This window comes from Luteimonas padinae (assembly GCF_014652935.1).
Classification (GTDB): Bacteria; Pseudomonadota; Gammaproteobacteria; order Xanthomonadales; family Xanthomonadaceae; genus Luteimonas; species Luteimonas padinae.
On record NZ_BMZT01000001.1, the window covers coordinates 17,093 to 43,562 of the forward strand.

The following is a 26,470-nucleotide window of genomic DNA, read 5'->3' on the forward strand; positions in this document are numbered from 1 at the left end:
GATGAGTCGAGCCGGAGGACGTGGCTTCGGACGTCCAGACGTCCGGAACCGCCGTTCCGATCGCCTTGCGCTGCTGGATCCGCAGGAGTTCGAGCGGGTGGTGGCGGGCTATTACCGGCGCCTGGGCTACCAGGTGGAGCACTGCGGGGCGGGCCAGGGCGGGAGGAGATTCGATGGCGGCATCGATCTGAAGATGTACCGCGATGGCTCGTACACCGTCGTCCAGTGCAAGCGGGAAAACGCGCTTCAAGTCACGCACAAGGTCGGCCACGAACTCCTCGGGATCATGCTGACCGAGAAGGCGGATCGGGCCATCGTCGTCAACGCCGGCGAGTTCACACCCTATGCCTGGGAAAGCGCGCGGAGGGACACTCGCCTTGAGCTCATCGACGGCGACAGGCTGCGGGAGATGCTTCCCGAGTACGCGCTTGTCGACTCGCCCGCTGCTCGCGGTGCCGACGTCAAAGCGCCGCTCGATTGGCCGCTGTCGGGTCCGCCGTCGCGTCCTGCTCCGGGCCGTGTCCGGTATGGACGGATGCAGGCCAAGAAGGATGCGCAAGGCATCCAGGCGCTCGTGGCATTGGGTGTCCTGGTGATGATGGTTCTGTGGCACTGCTCCGTCCGGAACGGGACCGGGCGCGCGCCAACTCCATTGCCAGCGGCACAGACTGCTGAGCCGCGCCACGTACCGCCGCAGGCCCAGCACCCGCGCCCAGCGCAGCGTCCGGAAGCTCCAGCCTTCGAGCGGTCGCGGGCCGCGCCCGCATCACGTGAGATCGACGCGGCCGAGGCCAGGCGCAGGAGCGACGCCGCCATTCGGATCATCGAGGACACCACGCCGGAGCTGCAACTTCCTCCTGACCCTCATGCGGTGTACCGGGAATAGATCGCGATGGTTGACCGGAGCCCGCTGTTGGATCGATCCAGCACGCGCGTGCGCAGCAGGTCGTCGGGTTCTGAGCCGATGGCGGGAGCACTTATCGCCAGTCTCACCCTACGGCCCGCCACCGCGCATGACTTCGCCTTCTGCGAACACCTCAGCCGCACCAACATGGCCGGCTACCGCGCAGCGCGCGGCTTCGCCTGGGACCCGGCGCGCTTCCGCGCCAGTTGGACGGAGTTCGAGAACCTGATGATCGTCGCCGGCGACGAGGCCATCGGCCTGCTGCGCCTGCTTCCCGAAGGCGAGGCACTGGGCCTGCGCGACCTGCAGATCGTGCCGGCGCGCCAGCGCCAGGGCGTCGGCGGCTGGGCGGTGCGGCAGGCGCAGGCGATCACCCTGCAGCGAGGCCATCGGCGGCTGCAGCTGCGGGTCTACGTGGAGAATGCGGCGCGGGTGCTGTACGCGCGGCTGGGCTTCGCGGTCGAGTCCGAGGCGGAAGGCACGCTGCACATGGCGTGGACGCCGCGTCCCGCCGTGCGATGACCGTTGCCCCATGTCGGAAGCCGGGCGGCGCAGTAGGCTTCCCGCTCCACCGCTCGGAAACCGGATCATGAGACGACTGTTCACCGCGCTGCTGCTGCTCGCGTTGCCTGTCCTCGCCCACGGCCAGGCGGCCTGTCCTTCCGGCGAGTCCTTCGACAAGGCCCGCGCGGTCGTGGCCGACCTGCAGCGCATCGTCACGCCCGACGGCGTGCAGGACACCTACGCCGAGCGCATCGGTGGCATCGACCAGTGGATCCAGGTGCGTGGGCAGGATCGCGCGAACCCGATGATCCTGTTCGTGCACGGCGGGCCGTCGTCGCCGGCGATGCCCAGCGCGTGGCAGTGGCAGCGGCCGGTGGAGGAGTTCTTCACCGTCGCCCACTACGACCAACGCGGCGCCGGCAAGACCCATCGCGCGAACGATCCGGACGCGGTGGCCGGCGACATGGCCATCGAGCGCTTCGTCCGTGATGCCATCGAGGTGGCCGAGCACCTGCGCGGGCGCTACGGCAAGGACAAGCTGGTGCTGGCCGGGCACAGCTGGGGCACGGTGGTGGCCATGCACGCGGCGCTCAAGCGACCGGACCTGTTCCACGCCTACGTCGGTATCGGCCAGGTCATCGACACCCGGCGCAACGAGCGGCTGAGCTTCGAATATGGCCTGGCACGGGCACGCGCGGACGGCAATGCCGCGGCGGTCGCCGAGCTGGAGTCGATCGCGCCCTATCCGGGCGAGGCGCCGATCACCCGCGATCGCATCATCATCGCGCGCAAGTGGCCGCAGCATTACGGCGGCCTCAATGCCTACCGTGACGCGGAGCAGGACTACTACTACGGTGCCTCGCTGCTGTCGCCCGCTTACGACTGCGAGGACCGGCGCGCGTTCTTCGCCGGCAACGTGTTCACGCTCGAACACGTGCTCGACGAGTTCCTGCAGGTGGATTTCAGCGGCGTGCGCGAGTTCCCGATTCCGGTGGTGATGTTCCTCGGCCGCCACGACTACACCACGCCCTCGGCGCCGACCGCGGAGTGGCTGGACCAGGTGCAGGCTCCGTACAAGCGCGCGGTTTGGTTCGAGCACGCCGCGCACATGATTCCGTGGGAGGAGCCGGGGCGGACGCTGCTGGCGCTGTTGGAGCACGTGCGGCCACTGGCTGCGGCGCCTGCCAAGCCGGTTCCGCCGGACGGCCGCTGACATGCATCCCATCCTCCTGGTCGGCCTCGGCGGTTTCCTCGGCGCGGTCGCGCGCTATACGCTCGGCGGGCTGGTGCTGCACCTGACGGCGCAGGGGCGCTTTCCGTACAGCACCTTCGCGGTGAACGTGCTCGGTTGCCTGGTCGTCGGCATCCTTGCCGGCCTCGCCGAGCGCCACCACGCCTTCGGGCCGGACGCGCGGCTGTTCCTGTTCACCGGGCTGCTCGGCGGCTTCACCACGTTCTCGGCCTTCGGCCTGGAAGCGGTGCACCTGCTGCGTCGCGGCGAGCTGGCCACCGCCGAGCTGTACGCCGGCGGCAGCGTGGTGCTGGGGATCGCCGCGGTGTGGCTGGGCCTGAAACTGGTGGGGCTGGCGGGGCGCTGAGCCGCGCGGCAGGCGCTACCGCCGGGCGCGTCAGGTCTGTTGGGCCAGCTCGGCGGCAAGGAACCGCGCCGTCCTGCTGCGCCGGTGGCCCGCGACCTTGCCCGGCGGCCCAACGACCACGACCTGGCCACCGTCCTGCCCGGCCCCCGGCCCCATGTCGATGATCCAGTCACTGTCGGCGGCCACGCGCATGTCGTGCTCGACCATCAGCACCGTGTTGCCGGCGTCGACCAGCGCCTGCAGCTGCTGCATCAGCCGGTCGACATCGGCGGGGTGCAGCCCGGTGGTGGGCTCGTCGAGCACGTACACCGTGTCGCGGCGCTGGGCGCGCTGCAGCTCGGTGGCGAGCTTGATCCGCTGCGCCTCGCCGCCCGACAGCTCGGTGGCGGGCTGGCCCAGGCGCAGGTAGCCCAGGCCAACTTCCTCCAGCACCTGCAGGGGACGCAGCACCGCCGCATCGTCGGCGAAGAACCGCGCGGCCTCGGCCACGGTCATGGCCAGCACCTCGGCGATGTTGCGGCCCTCGAGCGTGATTGCCAGCGTGGCCTCGTTGTAGCGGGCGCCGTGGCAGTCGGGGCAGGGGGCGTACACGCTCGGCATGAACAGCAGTTCCACGCACACCGAGCCTTCGCCCTCGCAGGTCGGGCAGCGCCCCTTGGCGACGTTGAACGAGAAGCGGCCGGCGTCGTAGCGGCGCTTGCGCGCGGCGGGCGTCGCCGCGAAGCGCTTGCGCACGTGGTCGAACAGGCCGGTGTAGGTCGCGAGGTTGGAGCGTGGCGTGCGGCCGATGGGCTTCTGGTCCACCTGCACCAGGCGGCGCACCTGCTCCAGGCCCTCGACGCGGCCCGCGGACACCTGCGGGTCACCACGTTCCAGCGGATCGACCTCCTCTTCCGTATCGCCCGGTGCCTGCCCGAGGTGGGCCGCGAGCAGTTCGACCAGGGCCTGGCTGACGAGCGAGGACTTGCCGGAGCCGGACACGCCGGTGACGGTGGCCAGCACGCCGAGCGGGATGTCGACGTCGACCTGGTCGAGGTTGTTGCGGGTGACCTCGCGCATGCGCAGCCAGCCCGTGGGCGTGCGCGGCGCGCGCGCCGGCCGCGGTGCGCCGTCGAACAGATACCGCCGCGTGCTGGACGCCTCCACCTGCGCGAGCCCGGCCGGCGGCCCGCTGTACAACACGCGCCCACCGTGTTCGCCCGCACCGGGCCCGACGTCCACGATCCAGTCGGCATCGCGGATCACGTCCATCTCGTGTTCGACCACGAACAGCGTATTGCCGACCTCCTTCAGCGCGTGCAGCGCGCGCAGCAGTGATTCGGTATCGGCGGGATGCAGGCCGGCGGAGGGTTCGTCGAGCACGTACACCACGCCGAACAGGTGCGAGCGGATCTGGGTGGCCAGGCGCAGGCGCTGCAGTTCGCCCGGCGACAGCGTCGGCGTGGTGCGCTCCAGCGTCAGGTAGCCCAGGCCCAGCTGTTCCACGATGCGGATGCGCGCCAGCAGGTCGGCGGCGATGCGCTGCGCCGCCACCGCCTGCTCGGGGTGCTGCTTCGTGGTGCCGGTCTTTCCATTGGCAGCGGGCTCGAGCAGCCCGGCCACCTCGGTCAGCGGCCGCTGCGACAGGGCGCCGATGTCGAGGCCGGCGAACGTGACCGACAGCGCCTCGCGGCGCAGACGCTTGCCGTCGCAGGTGGGACAAACGGTGCTCAGCAGGTACTGCGACACGCGCCGCTTGATCAGCGGGCTCTGCGTGTTGGCGAAGGTGTGCAGCAGGTAGCGGCGCGCGCTGGTGAACGTGCCCATGTAGCTGGGCTCCATCTTCCGCTTCAGCGCGCGCTGGGTCTCGGCCAGGGTGAACCCCGCGTACACCGGCACCACCGGCTGCTCGTCGGTGAACAGGATCCAGTCTCGGGTCTTCTTCGGCAGCCGGTGCCAGGGCAGGTCCACGTCGTGGCCGAGCGTGGTCAGGATGTCGCGCAGGTTCTGCCCGTGCCAGGCCAGCGGCCACGCGGCCACGGCACGCTCGCGGATGCTGAGGCTGCGGTCGGGCACCATCGAGGCTTCGGTCGCGTCGTAGACCCGGCCCAGGCCATGGCATTCCGGACATGCGCCCGCCGGCGTGTTCGGCGAGAACCCGTCGGCATGGATGATGTCCTGGCCCGGCGGATACAGGCCGGCGCGCGAGTACAGCATGCGCAGCGAATTGGAGATGGTGGTGACGCTGCCGACCGAGGAGCGCGTGCTGGGCGATCCCCGCTGCTGCTGCAGGGCGACGGCAGGCGGCAGGCCCTCGATGGAATCGACGTCGGGAACGCCGGCCTGGTCGATCAGGCGCCGCGCATAGGGCGAGATCGAGTCGAGATAGCGCCGTTGCGCCTCGGCGAACAGCGTGCCGAAGGCCAGCGACGACTTGCCGGAGCCGGAGATGCCGGTGAACACGACCAGCGCGTCGCGCGGGATGTCGACGTCGACGTCGCGGAGGTTGTGCTCGCGGGCGCCGCGGACCTGCACGAAGGCGCTGGTGGGGGCGGATCCGCGGGATCTGGTTGAGCGGGGCATGCGTGGACTCCCGGGTGGCCGGCCACTATCGCTCGTGGTGAAGGAACGCGCCGTCAAAGCGCGCCGTCAAAGCAGGCCGCGATAGCCCGCTCAAGCAGCGCGAGTACGCCGACTGGATCACCAGCGCCAAGGGCGCGGACACGCGCGCCGGCGCGTGGCGGGGTCTTGATCAGCCCGGGTGGCCTTGGTGAGGCCAAAACCAGCTCAAAGCTGCTCGGCGTCCAGTTCGGAAACCAGGGAATCGTAGCTGTAGTCGGCCCGCCCGCTGCGTTCACCTTCGCGTAGTGCCTGGCGAAGCACTTCCAGCCTGCTTTCGGCTGTTTCGTCCATGCTGATGCTCGTGTGCTTGGCCATGGCTGTCATCCGGAGGCATGTGCCGGATAGTAACCACCGGCAGCACGATCTCCAGCCGCTCCTGCTCCAGCTGCATCGGCTGGCGCGCCAGGTCCCCGGCCACCTCGTCCCAGCCGGCGCGCCGCGCCCAGCGCTGCATGGCGGCGAGGGTGGCGGGAGTGGGCTGGCGATGCATGCCCTCGTCCATGGTCTGGTCCAGCGAGGCCATCGACATCCGCCACGGCTGCAAGGTGCGTCCGGCGCCGCGTGCCACCTCGGCCAGCACGGCGGCGATGCGGAAGCCCCCTTCGTCGATGTCGCCCCAGTGGTACAGGGTGGCCGTGGCCGGCAGGCCGGCGATGATCCGCGCGCAGGCGCGGCGCCAGGCGGGCGAGGGCATGCCGCCGGTGTAGAGCAGCAGGCCGTGCGCGGCGGCCGGGTGGCTCGTTGCGTCGTGGAAGCTGGCGAGGTTCTCGATCGTCAACAGGTAGCGGGCGTCGGTGGCCAGGCTGCGCAGCGTGTCCATGGGCAGGCCGAGGTAAGGGCGGACCAGCGGCAGGACGCTGCCTTCGAGGTCCACGTGGCCGCGGCCGGCCAGCAGCAGAGGCTGCGGTTCGCGGCGCAGGCCGATCGCCGACCACACCTCCTCGCGCACGAGCCCCGATGCGGCGGTTTCGCCGGTGACCAGCAGCTCCAGCAAGGGCGTCAGCCGCTCCAACCGCTTGCTGTCACCGAACAGGCGCACGCTCTCGCGCCGCAGGATGCGCTCGCCGCCGGGGGCGTCCTGCAGGGCGGCCACCGCGCGGGCGGCATCGGCGAGGTCGGCGGCGGCCTCCGGACCCTGGGCGCGCACCTTGCGGTCGCTGCGCCAGGCCTGCAGCACGGTATCGAGGACCGGGAAGCGCGCCTGCCACGGCTGCAGCAGTCCTGCCGCAGTCGCGGCGCGGGCATCCAGCAGCTGCACGCCCAGGTGCGCGGCGAGCGCATCCAAGTCGGCCACTGTGATCCGCAGCAGACGCTGGCCGTCACCGCGATGCCGGTCGCGTTCGACACCGATGGCGCCGCTGCGCTCGGCCATGGCGATCCGGGCATGGAAGGCCTCGCGGTCGGCCAGGGTGTCCAGCGCCAGGTAGTCCTTCGCGCTGGCGGCGGTCGTCATCGGCAGCGACGCCGCCGCGGCATCGCCGCGCAGCCGCGCGCGCTCGCCCTTGCGCAGCAGCCGCTCCAGCGTCCCGCGCGCCGGGTTCACGACGGCGCCTGCTGCGCCTGGATCCGCGCCGTTTCCTCGGCCAGCAGCTCCGGGTGCAGGTCGAACTGGTCGCTCAGCAGCAGTTCGCGCGCGGCTTCCTTCACTTCGACGCGTTCGGCCTGCAGCAGGTCCTCGTCGCGGAACAGTTCGATGTAGCTGTCGAGCACGCCGCTGAGCGTGCCCTGGGCGGTATCGGGCGCGGCCAGCACCAGTTGCAGGCCGAGCGAGCGCAGGTAGTTGGTGGTCGCGCGCGCGTTCTGGGCGTCGATCTTGTCGCCGAACTCGTCGAGCAGGACCAGGCCCAGGCCGCCTGGATGCGCTTCGCTCTTGCCGTAGGCCGCAGCCAGCGCGGCGCCGGCGATCACGTACAGAGGCGCGCGGTGCTCGCCGCCGGAGCCCGAGCGCATGCGCTCGCTGAGGGTGCCGATCACGCGCTCGTCCTGGCGGATCTGCACCCCGAACTGGAAGAAACGGCGGTAGTCGTCCAGCGGCGAGTCGATCGCGCGCGCGCTGGCGCTTTCGTCCATCAGTTCGCCGAAGGCCGCGGGCACCTCGCCGGCGCTGCCGAACAGGGTGTCTTCGCCGCCGAGGTCGGCGACGCGGCCGATGAAGCGGTGCAGGTCGCGATAGTCGGGCAGCACCTCGTAGTGGAAGCGGTAGCGCTCGTTGTTGGAGAACGCGGGGCTGTTGCGCAGGGTGCGGTTGAGCGCATCGATCTGGGTCTTCAGGCGCACGAAGTTGTCGTGCAGGGTGTTGGCAACGTTGCTGCGGAAGGTTTCGACCGCGGTGTCGTAGGCCTGGCGGGCCTCGGCCTGGTAGTTGACCAGCTCGGTGTCGCGCAGGCGCGCAAGTTCGCCCTGCAGCAGGCGGCGGGCCTCGCGCCACTCGCTGGCTTCGAAGCCGATGTCCACGCCGTGCGTCGTGGCGTACTGCTGCAGCGCGCTCCACGCCTCGGGCAGCAGTTTCTGCAGCTGCTCGGCATTGTCGCGTTCGCGCTTGCGGCAGGTGTCGGTGCGGTGCTTGAGGTCGGCGAACTTCTGGTCGAGTTCGTCGCGGTGGCGTTCGACCATGTTGGCGTCGACGTCCTGGTCGCGGAAGGCGTCGACCGCGGCGCGGGCGGCCTTCTCCGCCTCCGTGCGCAGGGCTCCCAGCAGGGCCTGCTTCTGCTTCAGGGCGCTGCCGGCCAGCTCCTCCTCGCGGTTCAGCCGCACCCAGCGGGCGTCCGCCTCGTCGGCCTCCTGCTTCAGCGCCGCCACGCGTTCGCTCATGCGCAGCAGGTCGGCGTCGAGCGCGGCCGTGCGGCTGTCCTGTTCGCTGCGGTAGCGGGCCTCGACCTGGACGTATTCGAGCGCGCTGGCGTGCAGCGCGTGTGCCAGGCCTTCGGGGTCGGCCATGCGCGCCATGCCGCGCTGGCAGTCCTCGGCGCGCCTGAGCTCGGGCTCGAGGCGGCGGACGTCGGCTTCGGCGGCCTCGGCATCCTCGCGCAGCACGCGCGCGCGCTCGCGGCTGCTGGACGCGCCGATCTTCAGCTCGGCGGTGGCCGGCAGGCGCAGGCGTTCGATGCTGCCGCCCTTGGCGAGCAGCCCGTCGCGGGCCAGGGCCTGGCGGCTGCGGACGAGTTCGGCCTCGGTGTCGACGCAACGCAACTCGCCGAGCTGGCGGCGCAGGAAGGCCAGGGCGTCGGCGTTGTCGCCGGTGAGCAGGGCGGCCACGCTGCCGGCGGCGGGCTCGGCGCCGCGGGTGCCGCGGGCCTGGCTGGACAGGGCCAGCTTGACCCCGTACACGGCGCGCGCGTCGCGCAGCGAGCGGTACAGCCTTACTGCGCGCTCTTCGTCCTTTTCCGCGATCAGCAGGGCTTCGACGTTGCCGCGCAGGTAGGCCTCGATCGCCGCCTGCCAGGCCGGGTCGGTGACCCGCACCAGGTCGCAGACCGGCTGTGCGGCGATGCCCTCGTCGCGCAGGTAGTTCATCAGCCGCACGGCTTCGGGATTCAGCTCGGCCTGCCCGGCAGCGAGGCGTTTGAGGTTCTGGCGCGCGCTGGCGAGGCGGTCGCGGGTCTTGTCGAGCGCGGCGTGGCGCTCGCGCGCGTGGCCTTCAACCGCCGCCACAAGCGGTGCCGCCGCGGAGAGGGCCGCCTTCGCCTGCGCGTGCAGGGCTTCGGGTGACCAAGGCAGCGCCACGGCGTCGGGCAGGGCGGCGAGGGCCTCGTGCCAGTCATCCCAGTAGGCGCGTGCCTTCGCAAGCGCGCCGGCGTCCACGGTGGGCAGGCCGAGCCTGCCGACGTCGCGGAAGCGGTCGCGTACCTGGTTGATCTCCTGCAACAGCGCGGCCTTGAGCTGGCGCAGGCGCGCCAGGTCGCGTTCGGCCAGTTCGTCCAGCTGCGCCTGCTCGCCGTAGCCTTCGCTGCCCTGCAGCCTGGCCCGGGCCTGGTCGTACTCCTCGCGCAGGCGTGCGCGGCCGAAGCGGGCTTCTTCCAGCGCGCGGCCGAGGGCGGCGAGCGCTTCGCCCGCGCGCCCGGTCTCGTCCTGCGCGGTCTCCACCTGTTCGCTGAAGAGATCGCGCTCGTATTCCGCCGCCAGCGCGCGGTAGGAGGCCGCACGCACCGACTGCGTGGCGATCCGTCCGTACTTCGCATCCACCCCGTCCGCGGCGTCGATGCGCTGCTGCAGCTGCTCGATCCGCTCCTTGATCTGGCGGAAGCTGTCGAGCAGGGCGCGGAAGCGGGCGACATCGGTCGGCCGGTCCTCGGCCACCAGCGTGCGCACGAACAGGTCGACATCTTCCACCCGCTGCAGGTTGAGCGCGTTCTGGAACGCCTTGCGGAAGGCGTTGAAGTCCGGGTGGGCGCCGGGCGAGGCGCGCAGCCGGGTCAGCAGGTCGCGGACGAAGCGCTCGCCGCTGGCGTGGAATTCGGGGCCGGTGCCGGCCTCGCGGCAGCGCTGTCCGGCCAGGGCGCGGAAGCGGCTCCATTCCAGCGGCAGCTCGAGGCCATCGATCCGCTCGACGTGGTCCTCCAGGTCCAGCGCCACCCCCGGCAGCAGGTACAGGCCGTGCTGTCGGTGCTCGGGCTCGTCGGCCGAGGCCCCAAGGGCGATGCCCGCGGTCAGCGGCAGGCCGCTGTGCTGGTCGCGGAACACCAGGCTGATGTAGGTGGTGGCGGCGCGCCGCTTGCGGCCCTCGTCGCCGCTGCGGTACACGCCCAGGCAGTAGTCGCGGATGCTGCGCGAGCGCGCCTTGCCGCCGGCCTGGGCGTTGAAGTGGATGTAGCGGCGGTCGCCGCCGAGGAGGACGATCTGCAGCGCGTCGAGCAGCGCGCTCTTGCCGGCGCCGTTGGGCGCGATGATGGCGCTGGTGCGGTCGAACTGCAGGGTCTGCGCTTCGAACAGGAAGAACTGCACAAGGTGCATGCGCTCAAGCAGCTGCATCGTCGTCCTCCGCGGCCGCGACGGTGCTGCCATCGGCGTTGCCGGTGTCGCTGCCGCTGTCGTCGCCGTCGTCCTCGTCGTCGAGGCTGTGCTGGTCCAGGCGCTGCAGCCACTGCTCACCGACGATGTCGACGATGGCCGGGCGCACCATCAGGTGGAAGGGCTGCAGCGCGTCGCCCTCGCCCTCGACCAGGCGGCAGCAGCCCCAGCGCCGGAGGGTGGCGGCGAGCATGCGCAGGGTGCCGATATCGGGCATCGGCCGGCCTGTCAGCGCCGGCCAGGCTTCCTGCAGGTCGGGCAGTTCCACCACCACCTCGCCGTGCTCCTCCACCCGGCCCTGGCGGATGGCTTCGTCGTAGCGCTGGCGCAGCACCAGCAGGAACAGGGTCTCGTCCAGGCGAACCGGCGTGCCTTCGCCGTGGCGGGGCAGGGCGATGATGTAGCGGTGGGCGGCGTTGCGCTCCAGGCGGATGCCCAGCGGTGCGAGCGCGGCGGTGAAGTCGTCGAGGAACTCCTCGACCAGGTGGTAGGCCACGCGCGAACGGTGGTCGGTGGCGTACAGCACCTGCTCGGTCACCAGGCGCCAGGCGGCGCGCTCGAAGTCCTGTTCGACATAGGTGCCGTTGGTGAGCTGGCTGAGCGTGGTCCAACTGCGTTTCATGCGGTGTCCCGGTGCGGCGGCGCGAGGCGGTGGAGGGTGAAGCGCGGCGCGAGCAGGTAGCCGTTGTCGCCGGGGCCGTCGCCGGCGTCGGCCAGCTCGACGCGGAAGCCGCGCAGCAGGCCTCCCAGCGGGTCGTCCCGGCGCAGGCCGCCGCTGCGGCGGCTGCGCTGGGCCAGGGTCAGCAGCGTCTGGTATGCACGCAGGTCCTCGATCGAGCGGATCTGAAGCATCGCGGAGTCGATGCGGCCCTCGGCGGTGAGGTGGCGGCCAACGTAGCGCGCCATGTCCTCGGCGGTGACCAGGCGCGCGCGCTTCATGCGCCGCAGCAGCGCCAGCCGGGCCAGCTGTTCCGGCGTGGGGCGCTGCACGGTGTTGGCGCTGCGCGGGATCGGCTTCGGCTTGCGCCGGGGCGGGCGCAGTTGCGCTTCGTCCATCAGCGCGCCGGGTGCGACCGGCATGCGCAGCACGTCTTCCGGTGCCCGCTGGGCGCCGCGGATGGCGCGGCGCAGCAACTCGTCCAGGCGGTCGGGCGCGCGCAGCCGGTAGTCGAGGAAGGCCATCGCGCGGCGGTTGGCCTGGCGCATGTCCTCGTCGAGGCGGACGAGGTACTCGTCGATGCGCTCTAGCTCGCGCAGGCGGCGCAGGCTGCGCTCCAGACGGGCGTCCGCGCGTCCGGCATCGCCGCCGGCCATGTGGTCGGCGTACCAGGCCAGCAGGCGCTCGCGCGAGCCGCCGCCCTCGAGCTGCCGGGCCATGGCCAGGATCGCGCTGCGCCGCGCCAGCGGGTGGTCGGCCTTGTGCAGGTCGGCGTAGTCGCCGATGAAGAACCGGCCGACGTAGCGCTCGAACCACTGGCGCGCGAATTGCGCCGTGGTCTCCGAGCGGCTCAGCTCGGGCATCAGGTCGCGCACCTGCAGGCTCATCGAGGCCAGCGAGGCCAGCAGCCGGCGCGTCTGGTCGGCGGCCTCGTCGAGGGTGTCGCCGCCGGCGCGGCCTTCGATGACCTGCTGGAGCTGCAGTTCGATCGAGCGGATGCGGGCGGAGACGAAGGTCGGGCCGCGCTCGCTGAACTCGACCAGCAGCGACAGCAGCTGCGACACCGCCGGCGTCATCATCACCATCTCGCGCGCGCCGAACTTTTCCTGGCGCAGCCAGCCGGCCTGGCGGAAGCGCTCGTACAGATTGTTGGCGCGCAGGGTGAGCGGGCTGCCGGGCGGCGTGCCGTCGTCGTCGTCCCAGGGATCGTCGGCGAGAAGGTAGCGCTCGATCGCGGCGGTGATCTCGCGCCGCGGATAGCCGTGGCTGGGTGGCACGGGCGCATCCGGGCCGCCGAAGAACTCGTCGTGCAGGCGGCACAGCAGTAGCCAGTGGTGTTCGCGGTTGGCCGAGGCCAAGGGGCCGAACAGCCCCGGCGGGACCAGCGAGAACAGGGCGGGTGGCGACGTGGTCAACGGATTCCCCGGCCGGGCCTGCGCCCGGAACAGCTCCTTGGACCGGGAAGTATCGCCGGGTGCGTCGCGGCAGGCGAGACGGGCGGTCCATACTGCTTTCATGAGTCAGGCCAGGCCAGATTTCACCAAGCTTTCCGTGTCCGAGCGGATCCAGCTCGCGGAGGACATCTGGGACAGCATTCCGGCGGAAAACCCCGACGCCTTCACGTTGACGTCTGGCCAGCTGCAGGAAATCCAGACCCGTCTGGATGCACACGAGCGCGATCCGTCTTCCGCAGTTGCTTGGGACGAGGTGCGGTCGAAGCTGTTCCGGCGTTGATGCGCATCGGCGCAGTCCGGCCCGACTGGTCCGTCGGGTAAAGGACTAGGTCGCCCGTTCAGGTTGGTCGGGCTCGCCGCCAAGCTGCTGATCTGAAACCCCTCTCACTCCCTGAGACCGCCCGGTGCCGGAATCCATCCGACAGCCGGGCTTGCCCTTGCCTGCAAAGGTAAATAGATTTTTACCCATGACCGACGACCTCACCCACCGACAGCGCGACGTGCTCGGCTTCATCCAGGCCCATGCCCAGGCCGAGGGCGCGCCGCCCACGCTGCAGCAGATCGCCGACGCCTTCGGCTTCCGCCAGGCCTGCGCGGCGCACAAGCACGTGCGCCGGTTGCAGCAGGCGGGCTACCTGGAGGTTCGACCCAACGAGGCGCGCGGGATCCGCGTGGTGGGCGCCCTGGCGCAGGGCGGCGCGTCGAGCCGGGCAGGGCGCGGGCGCCAGATCCCCGGCACGCGGCTGAAGGTCCGCGACGACCGCCTGGACCTGCCGGTGCTGGGCCGGGTGGCCGCGGGTTCGCCGATCGGCGCCGATGCCGGCGTCGAGCGCCATGTGCTGCTCGACCGCGCGCTGTTCTCGAGCCGCCCGGACTACCTGCTGCGGGTGAAGGGCGATTCGATGCGCGACGACGGCATCTTCGACGGCGACCTGGTGGCGGTGCAGCGCGCCAGCGATGCGCGCAACGGCCAGGTGGTGGTGGCGCGCATCGACGGCGAGATCACCATCAAGCGCTTGGAACGCACGCGCTCGCGGCTGCGGCTCTTGCCACGCAATCCCGACTACGCGCCGATCGAGGTGCCGCCGGGCAGCGACTTCGCCATCGAAGGCATCTACTGCGGGCTGGTGCGCGCGGAATGAGCGCCGTGCCGGCCCCTGCGATGCCCGTGCCTGCCGCGCCGCCTGACCTCGACGCGATGCTGTCGGCGCGCACGGTCTGGCGCGCGGCGCGGGCGCCGGCGGTGGCCGACGATGGCGAGCCCACGGGCCATGACGCGCTCGACGCGCTGCTGCCGCAGGGCGGCTGGCCGCGCGCGGCGCTGACCGAACTGCTGCTGCCCGCCGACGGCGTGGGCGAGCTTTCGCTGCTGCTGCCGATGCTGGCGCGGCTGACCCGGGCCGGCGGCATCGTGGCGCTGGTGGCGCCGCCCTACCTGCCGTATGCGCCGGCATGGCAGGCGGCGGGCGTGGACCTGCGCCAGCTCGAAATCATCCAGGCCGACGCGCGCGGCGCGCTGTGGGCCTTCGAACAGTGCCTGCGCAGCGCGGCCTGCGCGGCGGTGCTGGGCTGGCCGCTGCAGGCCGATGCGCCGGCGCTGCGGCGGCTGCAGGTGGCCGCCGACAGCGGCGACTGCCTGGGCTTCGCCTTCCGCGACGCGAAGCATGCGGCCAACCCGTCGCCGGCGGCGCTGCGGCTGGAATACGCGGCAGTGGGCGAGGGCGGCTGGCATGTCCGCAAATGCCGCGGTGCCAATCCGCCGGGGCGGCCGTTCAAGCTGCCCGCAGGCACGACTGCAGGAGCAGCTGTAGGAGCAGCTACAGCTGCGACCCGGTGTCGCAAGGATGTGGTCGCAGCTATAGCTGCTCCTACAGCTGCTTCTGCAACGGCGGGCTGAGCCGCCATGCTCTGGGCCTGCATCGCGCTGCCGCGGCTGGCGCTGGACGCCGTCCTCCGCCGCATGCCGGATCCGTCGCGGCCGCTGGCGCTGGTGTCCGGCCCTGCGCAGCTGCGCCACCTGCACGCGGTCAACGCCGCCGCCGCCGAAGCCGGGCTGAAGCCGGGCATGCGGCTGTCGGCCGCGCACGCGCTGCTGGCGGACGTGGCGATGGTCGACCACGATCCCGCGTCGGAGGCGCGCTGGCAGCGCTTCCTCGCCGCCTGGGCCTACCGCCACAGTTCGCAGGTGAGCGCGCGGTGGCCGGGCGTGATCGTGCTCGAAGTACGCGCCAGCTTCCGCCTGTTCGGGCCGTGGCCGCGCTTCGAGGCGCGGCTGCGCGAGGAGCTCGACGGCCTCGGCTTCAGCCACCGCATCGCGCTGGCGCCGACGCCGCGCGCGGCGCGGGTGTTCGCCGGCCTGCGCGACGGCTTCGCGGTCACCAGCGCGGACGCGATGCGCGAGGCGCTGGCGCGGGTGCCGGTGCGCCGCGCCGCGCTGCCGGGCAACGCCGGCGAGCGCCTGCAGCGCATGGGCGTGCGCACGCTCGGCGCCCTGCGCGCGCTGCCGCGCGACAGCCTGCGGCGGCGCTTCGGCGTCGAACTGCTCGAGCATCTCGACCGCCTGCATGGCGATGCCGATGATCCGCTGCAGCTGTACGCGCCGCCGGACCATTTCGACGGCCGCATCGAACTCGGCTTCGAGGTCGAGAGCCACCAGGCGCTGCTGTTCCCGCTGCGCCGGCTGATCGCCGACCTCGCCACGTATCTCTCCGCGCGCGACGGCGGGGTGCAGCGTTTCACCCTGCGCCTGGAGCACGAAGCGCGCCACGCGCTGCCCTCGCACGAAGCCGACCAGGTGCAGCAGGACGCGGTGCGCTTCACCGAGGTGCCGGTCGGCCTGCTTGCCGCCGAGCGCGACGCCGGGCTGCTGTTCGAGCTCACGCGCAACCGACTGGAGCAGGTGGCGCTGCCGGCGCCGGTGATCGGCCTGCGCCTGATGGCGCGCGAGCTGCCGCCGTTCGTGCCGGCCGAGCGCGACCTGTTCGACACCCGCCCGGCGCAGGCCGTGCCCTGGCCGCAGCTGCGCGAGCGCCTGCGCGCGCGGCTGGGCGACGAAGCGGTGCACCGCATCGCGCCCTCCGGCGATCCGCGTCCCGAGCGCGCCTGGCGGCGTGCCGATTCAGGCGAGGGCGGCGACGCGGCCTGCGCCATGCCCGCGCCGCCGCGCCCGCCGCGGCCGGCCTGGCTGCTGCCGCGCCCAGTGCCGCTGCGCGATGCGCAGCTGCGCATCGTGTCCGGCCCCGAGCGCCTGGAAAGCGGCTGGTGGGACGGCGAGGATGCGCGCCGCGACTACTACGTGCTGGAAACCTCGCGCGGCCAGCGCGCCTGGGCCTTCGCGCCGCCGGGCGTGCAGGGCGACTGGATGCTGCACGGCTGGTTCGCATGAGCCGCGGCGACGATCACGACGACGAACTGCCCTGGGGCGTCGCCCCGGACACGCCCGGCGCCAGGCCGCCGCGCATCGTGCGCATGCAGCGACAAATGCAGGCGCGCCTCGAAGCGGCAAACGATCCAACGGCCGCCCCCCCTCCCTGTAGGAGCAGCTACAGCTGCGACCCCGATCGCACGACAGTCGCGGCTATAGCCGCTCCCACAGGGCTGCAGGCAACCGCAGCGCATGCAACCGCGGCACAGGCGACCGCGACACAACTACCGCCGTACGCCGAACTCCACTGCCTGTCCGACTTCAGCTTCCTGCGCGGCGCGGCCAGCGCCGAGGAGCTGTTCGCCCGCGCCGCGCAGTGCGGCTACGAAGCCCTGGCGATCACCGACGAATGCTCGTTGGCCGGCATCGTGCGCGCGCACGAGGCGGCGAAGATCACCGGGGTGAGGCTGGTGGTGGGCGCGGAGTTCCGGCTCGACGACGGCCTGCGCCTGGTGCTGCTGGTGGAGGACGCTGCGGGCTATGCGCAGCTGTGCCGGCTCATCACCATCGCCCGCCGCGCGGCCCCGAAGGGCGAATACCGTCTCTCCCGCACCGATGTCGAAGCCGGGCTTTCCGCCGCCGCCGCCGCCGCCCCCAACGTCCCCTGTAGGAGCAGCTATAGCTGCGACCCCGATCACCCGGCCCTTCCGGAACTCCGGGTCGCAGCTATAGCTGCTCCTACAGGTGCAGCCGGTGATGCCGATGAGGCCGGTGAGGCCGGTGAGGCCGGTGAGGCCGATACCGAAACCCCCTGCGGACTTTTCGCGCTCTGGCTTCCCGGCCGCGATCCCGACGCAGCCGAGGGCACCTGGCTGCGCCGCGTCTTCGGCGACCGCGCGCATCTCGCCGTCGAGCTGCACCGCGAGGACGACGATGCCGCGCGCCTCGCGCGGCTGCTCGCGCTGGCCGCGGACCTCGGCCTCGCGGCGCTCGCCACCGGCGACGTGCACATGGCCACGCGCCGCCAGCGCGTGCTGCAGGACACGATGGTCGCCATCCGCCACGGCCTGCCGCTGGCCGAGGCCGGCGCGCACCTGTTCCGCAACGGCGAGCGCCACCTGCGCCACCGCCACACGCTCGGCAACATCTTCCCGCGCGCACTGCTGGACAACGCCGCCGCATTGGCGCGCCGCTGCCGCTTCTCGATGTCCGAGGTCAGCTACACCTATCCCGCGGAGCTGGTGCCGGCGGGCGAGACGCCAACCAGCCACCTGCGCAAGCTCACCGAGGCCGGCATGCGGCGGCGCTGGCCCGAAGGCACGCCGCCGAAGGTCGCCGCGACCATCGAGGAAGAACTCGCCCTGATCGCCGAGCTCCGGTACGAAGCCTTCTTCCTTACTGTCGAGGACATCGTCCGCTTCGCACGCGGGCAGGGGATCCTCTGCCAGGGCCGCGGTTCGGCGGCGAACTCGGCGGTGTGCTTCGCGCTGGGCATCACTTCGGTCGATCCCGCGGAAAGCCGGCTGCTGATGGCGCGCTTCCTGTCGAAGGAGCGCAACGAGCCGCCGGACATCGACGTCGACTTCGAGCACGAGCGGCGCGAGGAGGTGATGCAGTACGTCTACCGCAAGTACGGCCGCGAACGCGCCGCGCTGGCCGCCACCGTGATCCGCTACCGCGGCAAAAGCGCGGTGCGCGACGTGGCCAAGGCTTTCGGCCTGCCGCCCGACCAGGTCACGCTCCTGGCCGGCTGCTTCGGCTGGGGCCATGGTGAAACGCCGATGGACAAACGCCTGGCCGACGTGGGCTTCGATATCGACAACCCGCTCATCGCGCGCATCCTCGCCGTCACCGCGATGCTGCGTGGAAAGCCGCGGCACCTGTCGCAGCACGTCGGCGGTTTCGTGATTTCCGATGCGCCGCTGTGGCAGATGGTGCCGGTGGAGAACGCGGCCATGGCCGAACGCACCATCATCCAGTGGGAGAAGGACGACCTGGAGGCGCTGGGCCTGCTCAAGGTCGACTGCCTGGCGCTGGGCATGCTGACCTGTATCCGCAAGGCGCTGGACCTGGTGCGCGCGCATCGCGGCCGCGAGCTCGAGCTCGCCACCATCCCGAAGGAGGACCGGGCCACCTACGACATGATCCAGCAGGCCGACACCATCGGCGTGTTCCAGATCGAATCGCGCGCGCAGATGACGATGCTGCCGCGGCTCAAGCCCGCGACCTTCTACGACCTGGTGGTGGAAGTGGCGATCGTGCGGCCGGGGCCGATCCAGGGCGGCATGGTGCATCCCTACCTGCGCCGGCGCATGGGCCAGGAGCCGGTCAGCTATCCCTCGCAGGGCATCGAGGAGATCCTGGGCGCCACGCTGGGCGTGCCGCTGTTCCAGGAGCAGGTGATGGAGCTGGTGATCCACGCCGGCTACACGCCCGGCGAGGCCGACGGCCTGCGCCGTTCGATGGCCGCCTGGCGCCACGGCGGCAGCATGGAGCCGCACCGGCTGCGCATCCGCGAGCTGATGGAGGCCAAAGGCTATGCCTCGGAGTTCATCGACCAGATCTTCGAGCAGATCAAGGGCTTCGGCTCGTATGGCTTTCCGCAAAGCCACGCCGCGTCGTTCGCCAAGCTGGTGTACGCCAGCTGCTGGCTGAAGCGCCACGAGGCGGCGGCCTTCGCCTGCGCGCTCTTGAACTCGCAGCCGATGGGCTTCTATTCGCCCAGCCAGATCGTGCAGGACGCGCGCCGCGGCAAGGGCGACCGCCCCGGCGTGGAGTTCCTCCCCGTCGACGTCGCCCACAGCGACTGGGACAGCACCCTGGCCGAATCCCCCTGTAGGAGCAGCTACAGCTGCGACCTGTCCTCGCGTGGGGCACCTGGTCGCAGCTGTAGCTGCTCCTACAGCGGCGATGGTGCCGCGTACGGAGAAGGCGTGTCCCGGATCCACAATCCCGCCATCCGCCTCGGCCTCCGCCAGGTCGCCGGCCTGCGCGAGGACGTCGCGGACGCGATCCTCGCCGCCCGCGCCCGGCGCCCCTTCCGCGACGTCGCCGACCTCTGCCGCCGCGCCGGACTCGACGCGAAGGCGCGCACCGCGCTGGCCGAAGCCGGCGCGCTGCAGTCGCTCGCCGGCCATCGCCACGACGCGCGCTGGCAGGTCGCCGGCATCGAGCGCCAGCGGCCGCTGCTGGCCGGCAGTCCGGACGAGGACGCGGTCATGCTGCCGGCGCCCACCACCGGCGAGGACGTGCTGTCCGACTACCGCGCACTGGGCCTGAGCCTGCGCGCGCATCCGCTGGCGCTGCTGCGCGACCAGCTGCGCGCGCGCCGGCTGCTGGGTTCGCGCGAGCTGCACGGTCGCCGCCACGGCAGCCACGTCGCCACCGCCGGCATCGTCACCCAGCGGCAGAAGCCGCAGACCGCCAGCGGCACCATCTTCGTCACCCTCGAGGACGAGGCCGGCATGGTGAACGTAGTGGTCTGGCCGCGCGTGGCCGAGCGCTGGCGCAAGGCGCTGCTGGGCGCGACCCTGCTCGGCGTGCGCGGGCGCTGGGAGCGGGTGGACGGGGTCGAGCACCTGATCGCCGGCGGCCTGGAGGACCTCTCGGGCCTGCTGGGCGGATTGCCGGCGGAATCGCGCGACTTCCGCTGAATGCGAGCGGGTCGCCGGCGCATCCCGCGCCGCGACGGCAGGGTTCATCCTGCGTTGCGTCCCGCGCCCCGGGCAGGCCATAGACTGGAGCGACATGTCCTTGCCGTGTCCCTCCATGCCGTCCTTCCTCCGCGCCTTCGCCCTGTGCGTCCTCGTGGCCGGCTGCAGCGCGCAGCCCCAGCCGCCGCCGGAGCCCGAGCCGGACGCGGTCACCGAAGCCAGCGGCGCCGGCGAATTCATTTCCGCTCCGGTCGAAGCCGCGCCCAAGCCCTACGACGTGCGCACGGGCACCGACTGGCCCGAAGCCGCGCTGGCCGACGGCAGCGCCGCGATCAGCTGCGAACTCGACTACGCCAGCGCCGGCGACGGCCAGGCGCTCACCAGCCTGGCCTTCCTCAACGTCGCCGATGCGCTCAAGCCCTGCCAGGAGGTCGGCCTGCTGCGGCTGCGCTACCAGGGCAAGATCAATGCCGGCTTCACCGCGCTGGTGGAGCGCGTGGCGGCCATCGCCGACCGCATGGAGATCGGCAAGCGCGTGCTCGACATCGACTCCAGCGGCGGCCAGGTGGAGGACGCGATCAAGGCCGGCGACGCGATCGGTGCCTCCGGCTGGACGATCTGGGTGCGCGACGGCGCGAGCTGCCACAGCGCCTGCGTGCTGATCCTGGGCGCTGGCGACGTGCGCATGATTTCGGGTCCGGTCGGCATCCACCGCATCATCCGCATGAGCTCCACCGCCACCTCGCGCGCGCAGCTCAACGAGGAGCTGCAGGCGGTCTATGGTCGGGTGAAGGAATACCTGGCGCGCAACGGCGTCGCCGTGGCCGTGGCCGACATGATGATGGCGGTGCCCAACCGCAACCTGCGCCTGCTCACCGCCGACGAGCTGCTGGAGTACGGCCTGGACGGCACCAACCCGGCGCAGGACGACCTCGACCGGCTGCAGCTGATGCGCAAGTGCGGCGAGGACTTCGTGCGCCGCCGCGATGCCTTCCAGCGCAACTTCGACCGCCAGTGCAAGGCGCCGGAGCGCGAGCTGGAGGAGCTCAACGAATGCGGCCTGGCGCTGCGCGAGCAGTACGGCTTCCCCGACGCCACCTGCCCCGACGACAGCCCGATGAGCGAGTTCGACGTGGTGCGCAGCGCGTTCTTCCAGCGCCGCGCGCCGGCGCCCGACGCCCCGGTGGACGAGCGCCGCGGCCACGAGTCCGCCCTGGCCGATGACGCCGCGGCGCGTTCCGGCAGCAGTGGCTCGCCGTAACCCCCCCGGCTGCCCTCGCTGCCTTTCTGTAGGAGCAGCTACAGCTGCGACCCCGAAGCGGCAGTTCCTGTAGGAGCAGCTATAGCTGCGACCACGATGTGGCATGCCGCCAGGCTGGGGTCGCAGCTGTAGCTGCTCCTACAGGAACAGCCACATCTCGGGCGGCGTCAGGGCGCCTCGGCCAGGAAGCCGCCGGACTGCCGGCGCCACAGCTGCGCGTAGATGCCGCCGCGTGCCACCAGTTCGTCGTGCGTGCCTTCCTCCACGATCGCACCTCGCTCCATCACCACCAGCCGGTCCATCGCCGCGATCGTCGACAGCCGGTGCGCGATCGCGATCACCGTCTTGCCCTCCATCAGCCGGTAAAGGTTGCCCTGGATCGCCGCCTCGACCTCGGAGTCCAGCGCGGACGTCGCCTCGTCCAGCACCAGGATCGGCGCGTCCTTGAGCAGCACGCGCGCGATCGCGACGCGCTGGCGCTGGCCGCCGGACAGCTTCACGCCGCGCTCGCCGACCTGGGCGTCGTAGCCGCGGCGTCCGGCGGCGTCCGACAGCTCGAGGATGAAGTCGTGCGCCTCGGCCTGGCGCGCGGCCTCCAGCATCTCGGCCTCGGTCGCGTCGGGGCGGCCGTAGAGGATGTTCTCGCGCACCGAGCGGTGCAGCAGCGAGGTGTCCTGGGTGACCACGCCGATGCGCGCGCGCAAGGAATCCTGCTGCACGCTGGCGATGTCGATGCCATCGACCAGGATCCGGCCCTGTTCGACGTCGTGGAAGCGCAGCAGCAGGTTCACCAGCGTCGACTTGCCGGCGCCCGAACGCCCGATCACGCCGATGCGCTCGCCCGGGCGCACGTGCAGGTCCAGGCGTTCGATCACGCCCGAGCCCTTGCCGTAGTGGAAGCCCACGCCCTCGAAGCGGATGTCGCCGCGCACGGCCGGCAGTTCCGGCGCGCCTGGCGCATCGTCCACCGTCGGCGGCAGCGAGATCGAGTTGATGCCGTCCTGGACGGTGCCGATGTTCTCGAACAGCGCCGACAGCTCCCACATGATCCACTGGCTCATGCCGACCAGACGCAGGGCCAGGGCGATGCCCACCGCCACCGCGCCGGTGCTGATCGCGCCATCGAGCCACAGCCACAGGCCGATGCCCGAGACCGCGAACACCAGCGCCATGTTGAGCGCGTAGTTGCCGGCGCTGACCCCGGACCCGAGCCGCATCTGCCGGTAGACCGTGCCGAGGAAGCCGTCCATCGCCTCGCGCGCGTAGGCCTGCTCGCGCCGCGAGTGAGAGAACAGCTTCACCGTGGCGATGTTGGTATAGCTGTCGACGATGCGCCCGGTCATGTCCGAGCGCGCGTCGGCCTGCTCGCGCGAGACGCGCTCCATGCGCGGCACGAAGTACACCATCAGCAGCACGTAGCCGGTGAGCCAGCCGAGGAAGGGCAGCATCAGCCGCCAGTCGGTGGCCGCCATCGCGACCATCGCCCCGACCACGTACACGCAGACGTAGACGCCGACGTCGAGCAGCTTCACCACCGTCTCGCGCACCGCCAGCGAGGTCTGCATCAGCTTGGTGGCGATGCGCCCGGCGAACTCGTCCTGGAAATAGCCCATCGACTGCCGCAGCAGGTAGCGGTGCACGTTCCAGCGGATGCGCATCGGGAAGTTGCCCAGCAGCACCTGCAGCTGGATCAGGTTGTCCAGCCACACCACCAGCGGCAGGCCGACCGCGACCAGCAGGGCCATCCACGCCAGCCGCGTGCCCTCGACTTCGAGGAAGCTGGCCGGGGTGTGCTGCCCGAGCCGGTCGACCAGGGCGCCGAGGTAGACGTACAGGCCGAGCTCGGCGGTGGCGATCAGCGCGCCGGTCAGCGCCATCAGCGCCAGCCAGCCGCCGGCGCCGCGGGTGTAGTGCAGGCAGAACGCGACCAGTCCGCGCGGCGGCTGCCGCGGCGGCGTTTCGGGGAACGGATCCAGGCGCGACTCGAACCAGCCGAAGATGCCGCGCCGGCGCCGACGCTCAGCGTCCACCGCCACCTCCACCGCCGCCACCGCCGCCGGAGAAGCCGCCGCCACCGCCGCTGGAGCTGCTGCCGGGCGGCGTCGCGGACGAGGCGATCTTCGAACTCAGGGCGCCGCCGACCGCGCTGGCGAGCTGGCCCATGTTCCCGGGGCTGGCACCGTGGTACCAGGTGATGGCCGCGGTCGCCGCGGCCGCGGCGGCGCTGCCCACGGCGAGGGTGAACTTCTTCGTCCAGGCATCCTCGACGTCCAGCGCGACCGCGTAGGGCAGCAGGCGTTCGAAGCGGCCGGCGTCGAGCGCCGGTTCGGTCTCCTCCGCGCCGGCGGCGGCCGGTCCCGGTACGCGCGCGATGTCGTCCTGCTCGGCGACGCCGAGGTAGCGCCGGAAGCCTTCGATCTCGTCGAGCAGCGCGCGTCCGGCGGCGGTGGGCGCGCCGACCAGCACCGCGAGCGCGATCGTGGTCGCCAGCATCAGGCCCAGCGGCACCAGCATCCACGGCGCGCCGCCGCCGGTGAACACCAGCGCCACGCCCGCCAGCGCGAAGGTCACGAGGAAGATCGCCACCGCGATGCCGATGCTGCCGGCGTTGTGGGTGAACATCGCCGGCTGGAAGCGCGCATCGAAGGCCCGGGCGTGCGCCTGCATGGCGCCCTGGATGCGCGTGGCGTTCTTCTTTTCCAGCGCCAGCGTGGCGCCGGGGCCGGGAAGCAGGGCGTCGAGCAGGCGGCGCTCGTCGGCGTTGTCCGGGGCCGCCGCGGCGGCCTGGCCGCGCTCCAGCCGCCAGCGGTCGCCGAGCATGCCCTCGTCGCGGTGGATGTGCACCGCGCCCTGCACCGCGCAGGCCAGCAGGTCGGCGGAGAAGCCGCGGGCATCGTGGCCGCGGCGCACCAGGTAGCGCAGCGCGGCCGGGGACTCGCCGCGCGGCGGCTCGTAGCGGGCGATCACCACGCCGGGCCGGGGGTCGCGGCCCACGCGGTGCCAGCGCTTCAGGCAGTACGCCAGCAGCACCACCAGGCCCGCGAGCGCGATCAGCAGCGACAGGTTGTCGCGCAGCAGCAGGCCGATCCGGTCGGCGCGGGAAGGCTGCGCGACGATGCCCTTGGGGAAGGACAGGGCGATGGTCAGGCCTTCGCGCGGCCGCAGCGGCCGGGTGAGCGTCCAGCGCGCCACGCCCGGGCCGGCCACGCCGGCGTCGAAGCCCTGTTCGCGGGCCCCCTGCGGACCGGACCAGCCATCGACCTCAAGCGCGTCGGCCGGCACCGGCGTGGGCAGCCGGACCTCGACGCTGCCGGCCTCGATCGGGAAGGCCCAGCCGTGGCCGATGGCGTTCCAGTACAGCTCGTCGTGCGATTCGAAGAAGCCGAGCTGGCGGGTGGTGCGGTAGCGCAGGGTGTAGGCGGTGTCCAACGGGACGGGCAGCAGGTCGTCGTCGCCGGTGTTCACGCGCACGCCGTTGGCCTTGCGCTCGGTGAACCAGGGCTCGGGCCGGCCGTCGCGCTCCACGCCCAGCACCTCGAAGCCGACGACCACGTTGTTGCCGTGCCGGTCCTTGTAGCGCGTGGGAAAGTCGCGGTAGATGCCGCGGCGGATCGCATCGCCCTCGGCGCGCACGCGGATGTGCTCGGTCACGTCCAGCATGCCGTCGGCGCGGACCTCGACCACGCTGTCGTAGGCGAGGATGCGCTCGGCGGCCAGCGCCGGCGCCGTCGCCGCCAGCAACGCCAGCGTGGCGGCCAGCAGGAGCGCCGGCAGGAGCGCGGGCAGGCGCATGCGCGGCAGGTTCATCGCGACAGGTCCACGGCCGGCGCCTCGCGGCTGTCGGCGCCGGCCTGGAAGAACGCCGCCTCGCCGAAGCCGAAGGTGCGCGCCACCAGCACGTCGGGCACGCGCTGCACGCCGTCGTTGAGGTCGCGCACGGCGCCGTTGTAGAAGCGCCGCGCGTACTGCAGCTGCTCCTCCACGTCGACGAGGTCCTGCTGCAGGGCGGCGAAGTTCTGGCTGGCTTTGAGGTCCGGATAGGCCTCGCGCAGCAGCAGCAGGCGGCCCAGCGCCTGCTCCAGCTCGGCCTCGACCTGGCCGAGCTCGGCCGGATCGCGCAGCGCGAGCGCGCGCGTGCGCAGCGCGGTCACCGCTTCGAGCACGGCGCCTTCGTGGCTCGCATAGCCCTGCACCGCGGCCACCAGCTGCGGCACCAGGTCGTGCCGGCGCTGCAGCTGCACGTCGATGTCCGACCACGCGGTCGCGACCTGGTTGCGCAGCCGCACCAGGCGGTTGTAGGCCGCGATCGCCCATGCCGCCAGCGCGGCCAGTGCGACGGCCGCGACCAGCAGCGCGGTCACGGCGCCGGCCCTGCGTGGACGCGCACCTCGACGTCGCCCAGTGCCACCACCTGGCCCGCGCGGATCTTTGCGGTCTTGCGCGATTCCAGCGCGCCGTCCACGCGCACCGCGCCTGAGGCCACCAGCGCCTTGCCGGCGCCGCCGCTGTCGCAGAGGCCGCAGAGCTTGAGGAGCTGGTTGAGTTCGACGTACTCGCCCTCGAGTTCGAAATCGATGTGCTGCATGGGGCTCGCTGCCTGGTTCCGGACGGCGAGCGTAACGCACCGCGCGACGTCCGGCGGGGTTACCCTCGGCACGCGTGCCCCGCCGGGGCAAGGGAGCGACGAGATGGGGACCGAACTGCAGATGCTGGCCTGGGCGATGGCGCTGGGCCTGTTCCACCTGCTGCTGGACGCGGGGATGAAAACCTCCGAGCGCGGCCTGGCCTGGAATGCCAGCGCGCGCGATGGCGAGGCGAAGCCGCTGGGCCCGGTGGCCGGCCGCGTCAACCGGAGCTGGCAGAACTTCCTCGAGACCTTCCCGGTCTTCGCCGCGGCCGTGCTGGCGGCGGTGGTGGCCGAACGCACCGACGGCACCACCGCGCTGGGCGCGCAGCTCTACTTCTGGGCCCGCGTCGCCTATATCCCGCTGTATGCCGCCGGCATTCCCTACGTGCGCAGCGCGGTCTGGGGCGTGTCGCTGGCCGGCATCGTGATGGTGCTGGCCGCGCTGTTCTGAGCCCGCCGGGCGCGCTCAGCCGCGCTCGAAGGCGTCCAGGTCGGCGAGGATGCGCTGGCTGCGGCGGATGCCGTCGCCGCCGTCGCAGCGCGGTGTCGCACCCGGTACATCCAGGTGGAGACGCTGCGCGCGGGGTCGTAGCGCGGCCAGGCGCGCCAGAGTTCGGCGGCGATCTCCTGCGCGAGGTCCTCGCGGTCGTCGGCGCCGCGGGCATAGGTGCCGGCGACCTTGTACACGATGCCGCGGTGGCGCTGCAGCAGCGCGGCGAATCCTTCTGCGTCCTCGCGCTGGCGGTGCGTGACGATGGCGTCCATCCCGGTGGCGACCCTTCGAGTGTGCGTGATGGAGTCGTGGTTCGCGCCGGGACGCGGTTTGTCACACCGCGCGG

21 protein-coding genes and 1 pseudogene are annotated in these 26,470 nt (G+C 71.9%); 11 read left to right on the top strand and 11 right to left on the bottom strand.

Annotated features, from left to right (window positions below):
* Position 1 precedes the first annotated feature (1 nt).
* From IE168_RS00085 to crcB, 4 genes are all read left to right on the top strand, one after another.
* Positions 2 to 886, top strand: coding sequence for a restriction endonuclease (locus IE168_RS00085; RefSeq protein ID WP_189493994.1), 885 nt, complete (start codon positions 2 to 4; stop codon positions 884 to 886).
* A 78-nt stretch (positions 887 to 964) separates the two neighbouring features.
* Positions 965 to 1,426 carry a GNAT family N-acetyltransferase gene (locus IE168_RS00090; RefSeq protein WP_189493995.1) on the top strand — a complete coding sequence of 154 codons (462 nt, stop codon included), beginning with the start codon at positions 965 to 967 and terminating at the stop codon, positions 1,424 to 1,426.
* Between the two features lie 67 nt (positions 1,427 to 1,493).
* On the top strand, positions 1,494 to 2,621 hold the full coding sequence (locus IE168_RS00095) for an alpha/beta fold hydrolase (RefSeq protein ID WP_189493996.1): 1,128 nt from the start codon (positions 1,494 to 1,496) through the stop codon (positions 2,619 to 2,621).
* Position 2,622: 1 nt separating this feature from the next.
* Positions 2,623 to 3,006 carry a fluoride efflux transporter CrcB gene (gene crcB, locus IE168_RS00100; RefSeq protein ID WP_189493997.1) on the top strand — a complete coding sequence of 128 codons (384 nt, stop codon included), beginning with the start codon at positions 2,623 to 2,625 and terminating at the stop codon, positions 3,004 to 3,006.
* A 30-nt stretch (positions 3,007 to 3,036) separates the two neighbouring features.
* Here the strand turns inward: crcB and IE168_RS00105 are convergent, their stop codons facing one another.
* The 6 genes from IE168_RS00105 to IE168_RS00125 form a co-directional block, all read right to left on the bottom strand.
* Positions 3,037 to 5,568, bottom strand: coding sequence for an excinuclease ABC subunit UvrA (locus tag IE168_RS00105; protein WP_189493998.1), 2,532 nt, complete (start codon positions 5,566 to 5,568; stop codon positions 3,037 to 3,039).
* A gap of 204 nt (positions 5,569 to 5,772) precedes the next feature.
* On the bottom strand, positions 5,773 to 5,898 hold the full coding sequence (locus IE168_RS14780; RefSeq protein WP_386658980.1) for a type II toxin-antitoxin system ParD family antitoxin: 126 nt from the start codon (positions 5,896 to 5,898) through the stop codon (positions 5,773 to 5,775).
* Positions 5,840 to 7,150 (bottom strand): Wadjet anti-phage system protein JetD domain-containing protein, encoded by a 1,311-nt coding sequence (locus tag IE168_RS14445; protein WP_229822962.1) that lies wholly within the window; start codon positions 7,148 to 7,150, stop codon positions 5,840 to 5,842. Before IE168_RS14445 ends, IE168_RS14780 begins: the two co-directional genes overlap by 59 nt.
* Positions 7,147 to 10,575 (bottom strand): SbcC/MukB-like Walker B domain-containing protein, encoded by a 3,429-nt coding sequence (locus IE168_RS00115; RefSeq protein WP_189494000.1) that lies wholly within the window; start codon positions 10,573 to 10,575, stop codon positions 7,147 to 7,149. Before IE168_RS00115 ends, IE168_RS14445 begins: the two co-directional genes overlap by 4 nt.
* A complete protein-coding gene (locus IE168_RS00120; protein ID WP_189494001.1) occupies positions 10,562 to 11,236 on the bottom strand; it encodes a DUF4194 domain-containing protein in 675 nt (224 codons plus the stop codon). Before IE168_RS00120 ends, IE168_RS00115 begins: the two co-directional genes overlap by 14 nt.
* Positions 11,233 to 12,687, bottom strand: a complete 1,455-nt coding sequence (locus tag IE168_RS00125; protein WP_189494002.1) for a Wadjet anti-phage system protein JetA family protein — start codon at positions 12,685 to 12,687, stop codon at positions 11,233 to 11,235. Before IE168_RS00125 ends, IE168_RS00120 begins: the two co-directional genes overlap by 4 nt.
* A gap of 100 nt (positions 12,688 to 12,787) precedes the next feature.
* On the opposite strand from IE168_RS00125, the gene IE168_RS00130 reads away from it, so the two are divergent.
* From IE168_RS00130 to IE168_RS00155, 6 genes and pseudogenes are all read left to right on the top strand, one after another.
* Positions 12,788 to 13,006 (top strand): addiction module protein, encoded by a 219-nt coding sequence (locus IE168_RS00130; protein ID WP_189494003.1) that lies wholly within the window; start codon positions 12,788 to 12,790, stop codon positions 13,004 to 13,006.
* 187 nt (positions 13,007 to 13,193) lie between these two features.
* Positions 13,194 to 13,868, top strand: a complete 675-nt coding sequence (gene lexA, locus IE168_RS00135; protein ID WP_189494004.1) for a transcriptional repressor LexA — start codon at positions 13,194 to 13,196, stop codon at positions 13,866 to 13,868.
* Positions 13,865 to 14,506 (top strand): annotated as a pseudogene (gene imuA, locus IE168_RS00140) (translesion DNA synthesis-associated protein ImuA); the annotation flags it as partial. The gene lexA and the pseudogene imuA, both read left to right, overlap by 4 nt.
* A 123-nt stretch (positions 14,507 to 14,629) precedes the next feature.
* A complete protein-coding gene (locus IE168_RS00145) occupies positions 14,630 to 16,111 on the top strand; it encodes a Y-family DNA polymerase (RefSeq protein ID WP_189494006.1) in 1,482 nt (493 codons plus the stop codon).
* Positions 16,108 to 19,743, top strand: coding sequence for an error-prone DNA polymerase (locus IE168_RS00150; protein WP_229822963.1), 3,636 nt, complete (start codon positions 16,108 to 16,110; stop codon positions 19,741 to 19,743). The genes IE168_RS00145 and IE168_RS00150 overlap by 4 nt, the downstream gene beginning before the upstream one ends.
* A 115-nt stretch (positions 19,744 to 19,858) precedes the next feature.
* On the top strand, positions 19,859 to 21,004 hold the full coding sequence (locus tag IE168_RS00155; RefSeq protein ID WP_189494007.1) for a COG3904 family protein: 1,146 nt from the start codon (positions 19,859 to 19,861) through the stop codon (positions 21,002 to 21,004).
* A gap of 167 nt (positions 21,005 to 21,171) precedes the next feature.
* Here the strand turns inward: IE168_RS00155 and IE168_RS00160 are convergent, their stop codons facing one another.
* From IE168_RS00160 to IE168_RS00175, 4 genes are read right to left on the bottom strand one after another with little or no spacing between them, the layout of a single operon-like run.
* Positions 21,172 to 23,004 (bottom strand): ABC transporter ATP-binding protein, encoded by a 1,833-nt coding sequence (locus tag IE168_RS00160; protein ID WP_189494497.1) that lies wholly within the window; start codon positions 23,002 to 23,004, stop codon positions 21,172 to 21,174.
* 19 nt (positions 23,005 to 23,023) lie between these two features.
* On the bottom strand, positions 23,024 to 24,811 hold the full coding sequence (locus IE168_RS00165; RefSeq protein WP_189494008.1) for a DUF2207 domain-containing protein: 1,788 nt from the start codon (positions 24,809 to 24,811) through the stop codon (positions 23,024 to 23,026).
* Positions 24,808 to 25,365 carry a LemA family protein gene (locus IE168_RS00170; RefSeq protein ID WP_229822964.1) on the bottom strand — a complete coding sequence of 186 codons (558 nt, stop codon included), beginning with the start codon at positions 25,363 to 25,365 and terminating at the stop codon, positions 24,808 to 24,810. Before IE168_RS00170 ends, IE168_RS00165 begins: the two co-directional genes overlap by 4 nt.
* A complete protein-coding gene (locus IE168_RS00175; RefSeq protein ID WP_189494009.1) occupies positions 25,362 to 25,589 on the bottom strand; it encodes an RNA-binding S4 domain-containing protein in 228 nt (75 codons plus the stop codon). The genes IE168_RS00170 and IE168_RS00175 overlap by 4 nt, the downstream gene beginning before the upstream one ends.
* Positions 25,590 to 25,692: 103 nt before the next feature.
* On the opposite strand from IE168_RS00175, the gene IE168_RS00180 reads away from it, so the two are divergent.
* Entirely contained in the window at positions 25,693 to 26,082 is a 390-nt protein-coding gene (locus IE168_RS00180; RefSeq protein ID WP_189494010.1) for an MAPEG family protein, read from the top strand.
* Here the strand turns inward: IE168_RS00180 and IE168_RS14670 are convergent.
* On the bottom strand, positions 26,013 to 26,396 hold the full coding sequence (locus IE168_RS14670) for an RNA polymerase sigma factor (RefSeq protein WP_189494011.1): 384 nt from the start codon (positions 26,394 to 26,396) through the stop codon (positions 26,013 to 26,015). The genes IE168_RS00180 and IE168_RS14670 overlap by 70 nt on opposite strands.
* Positions 26,397 to 26,470: the final 74 nt, after the last annotated feature.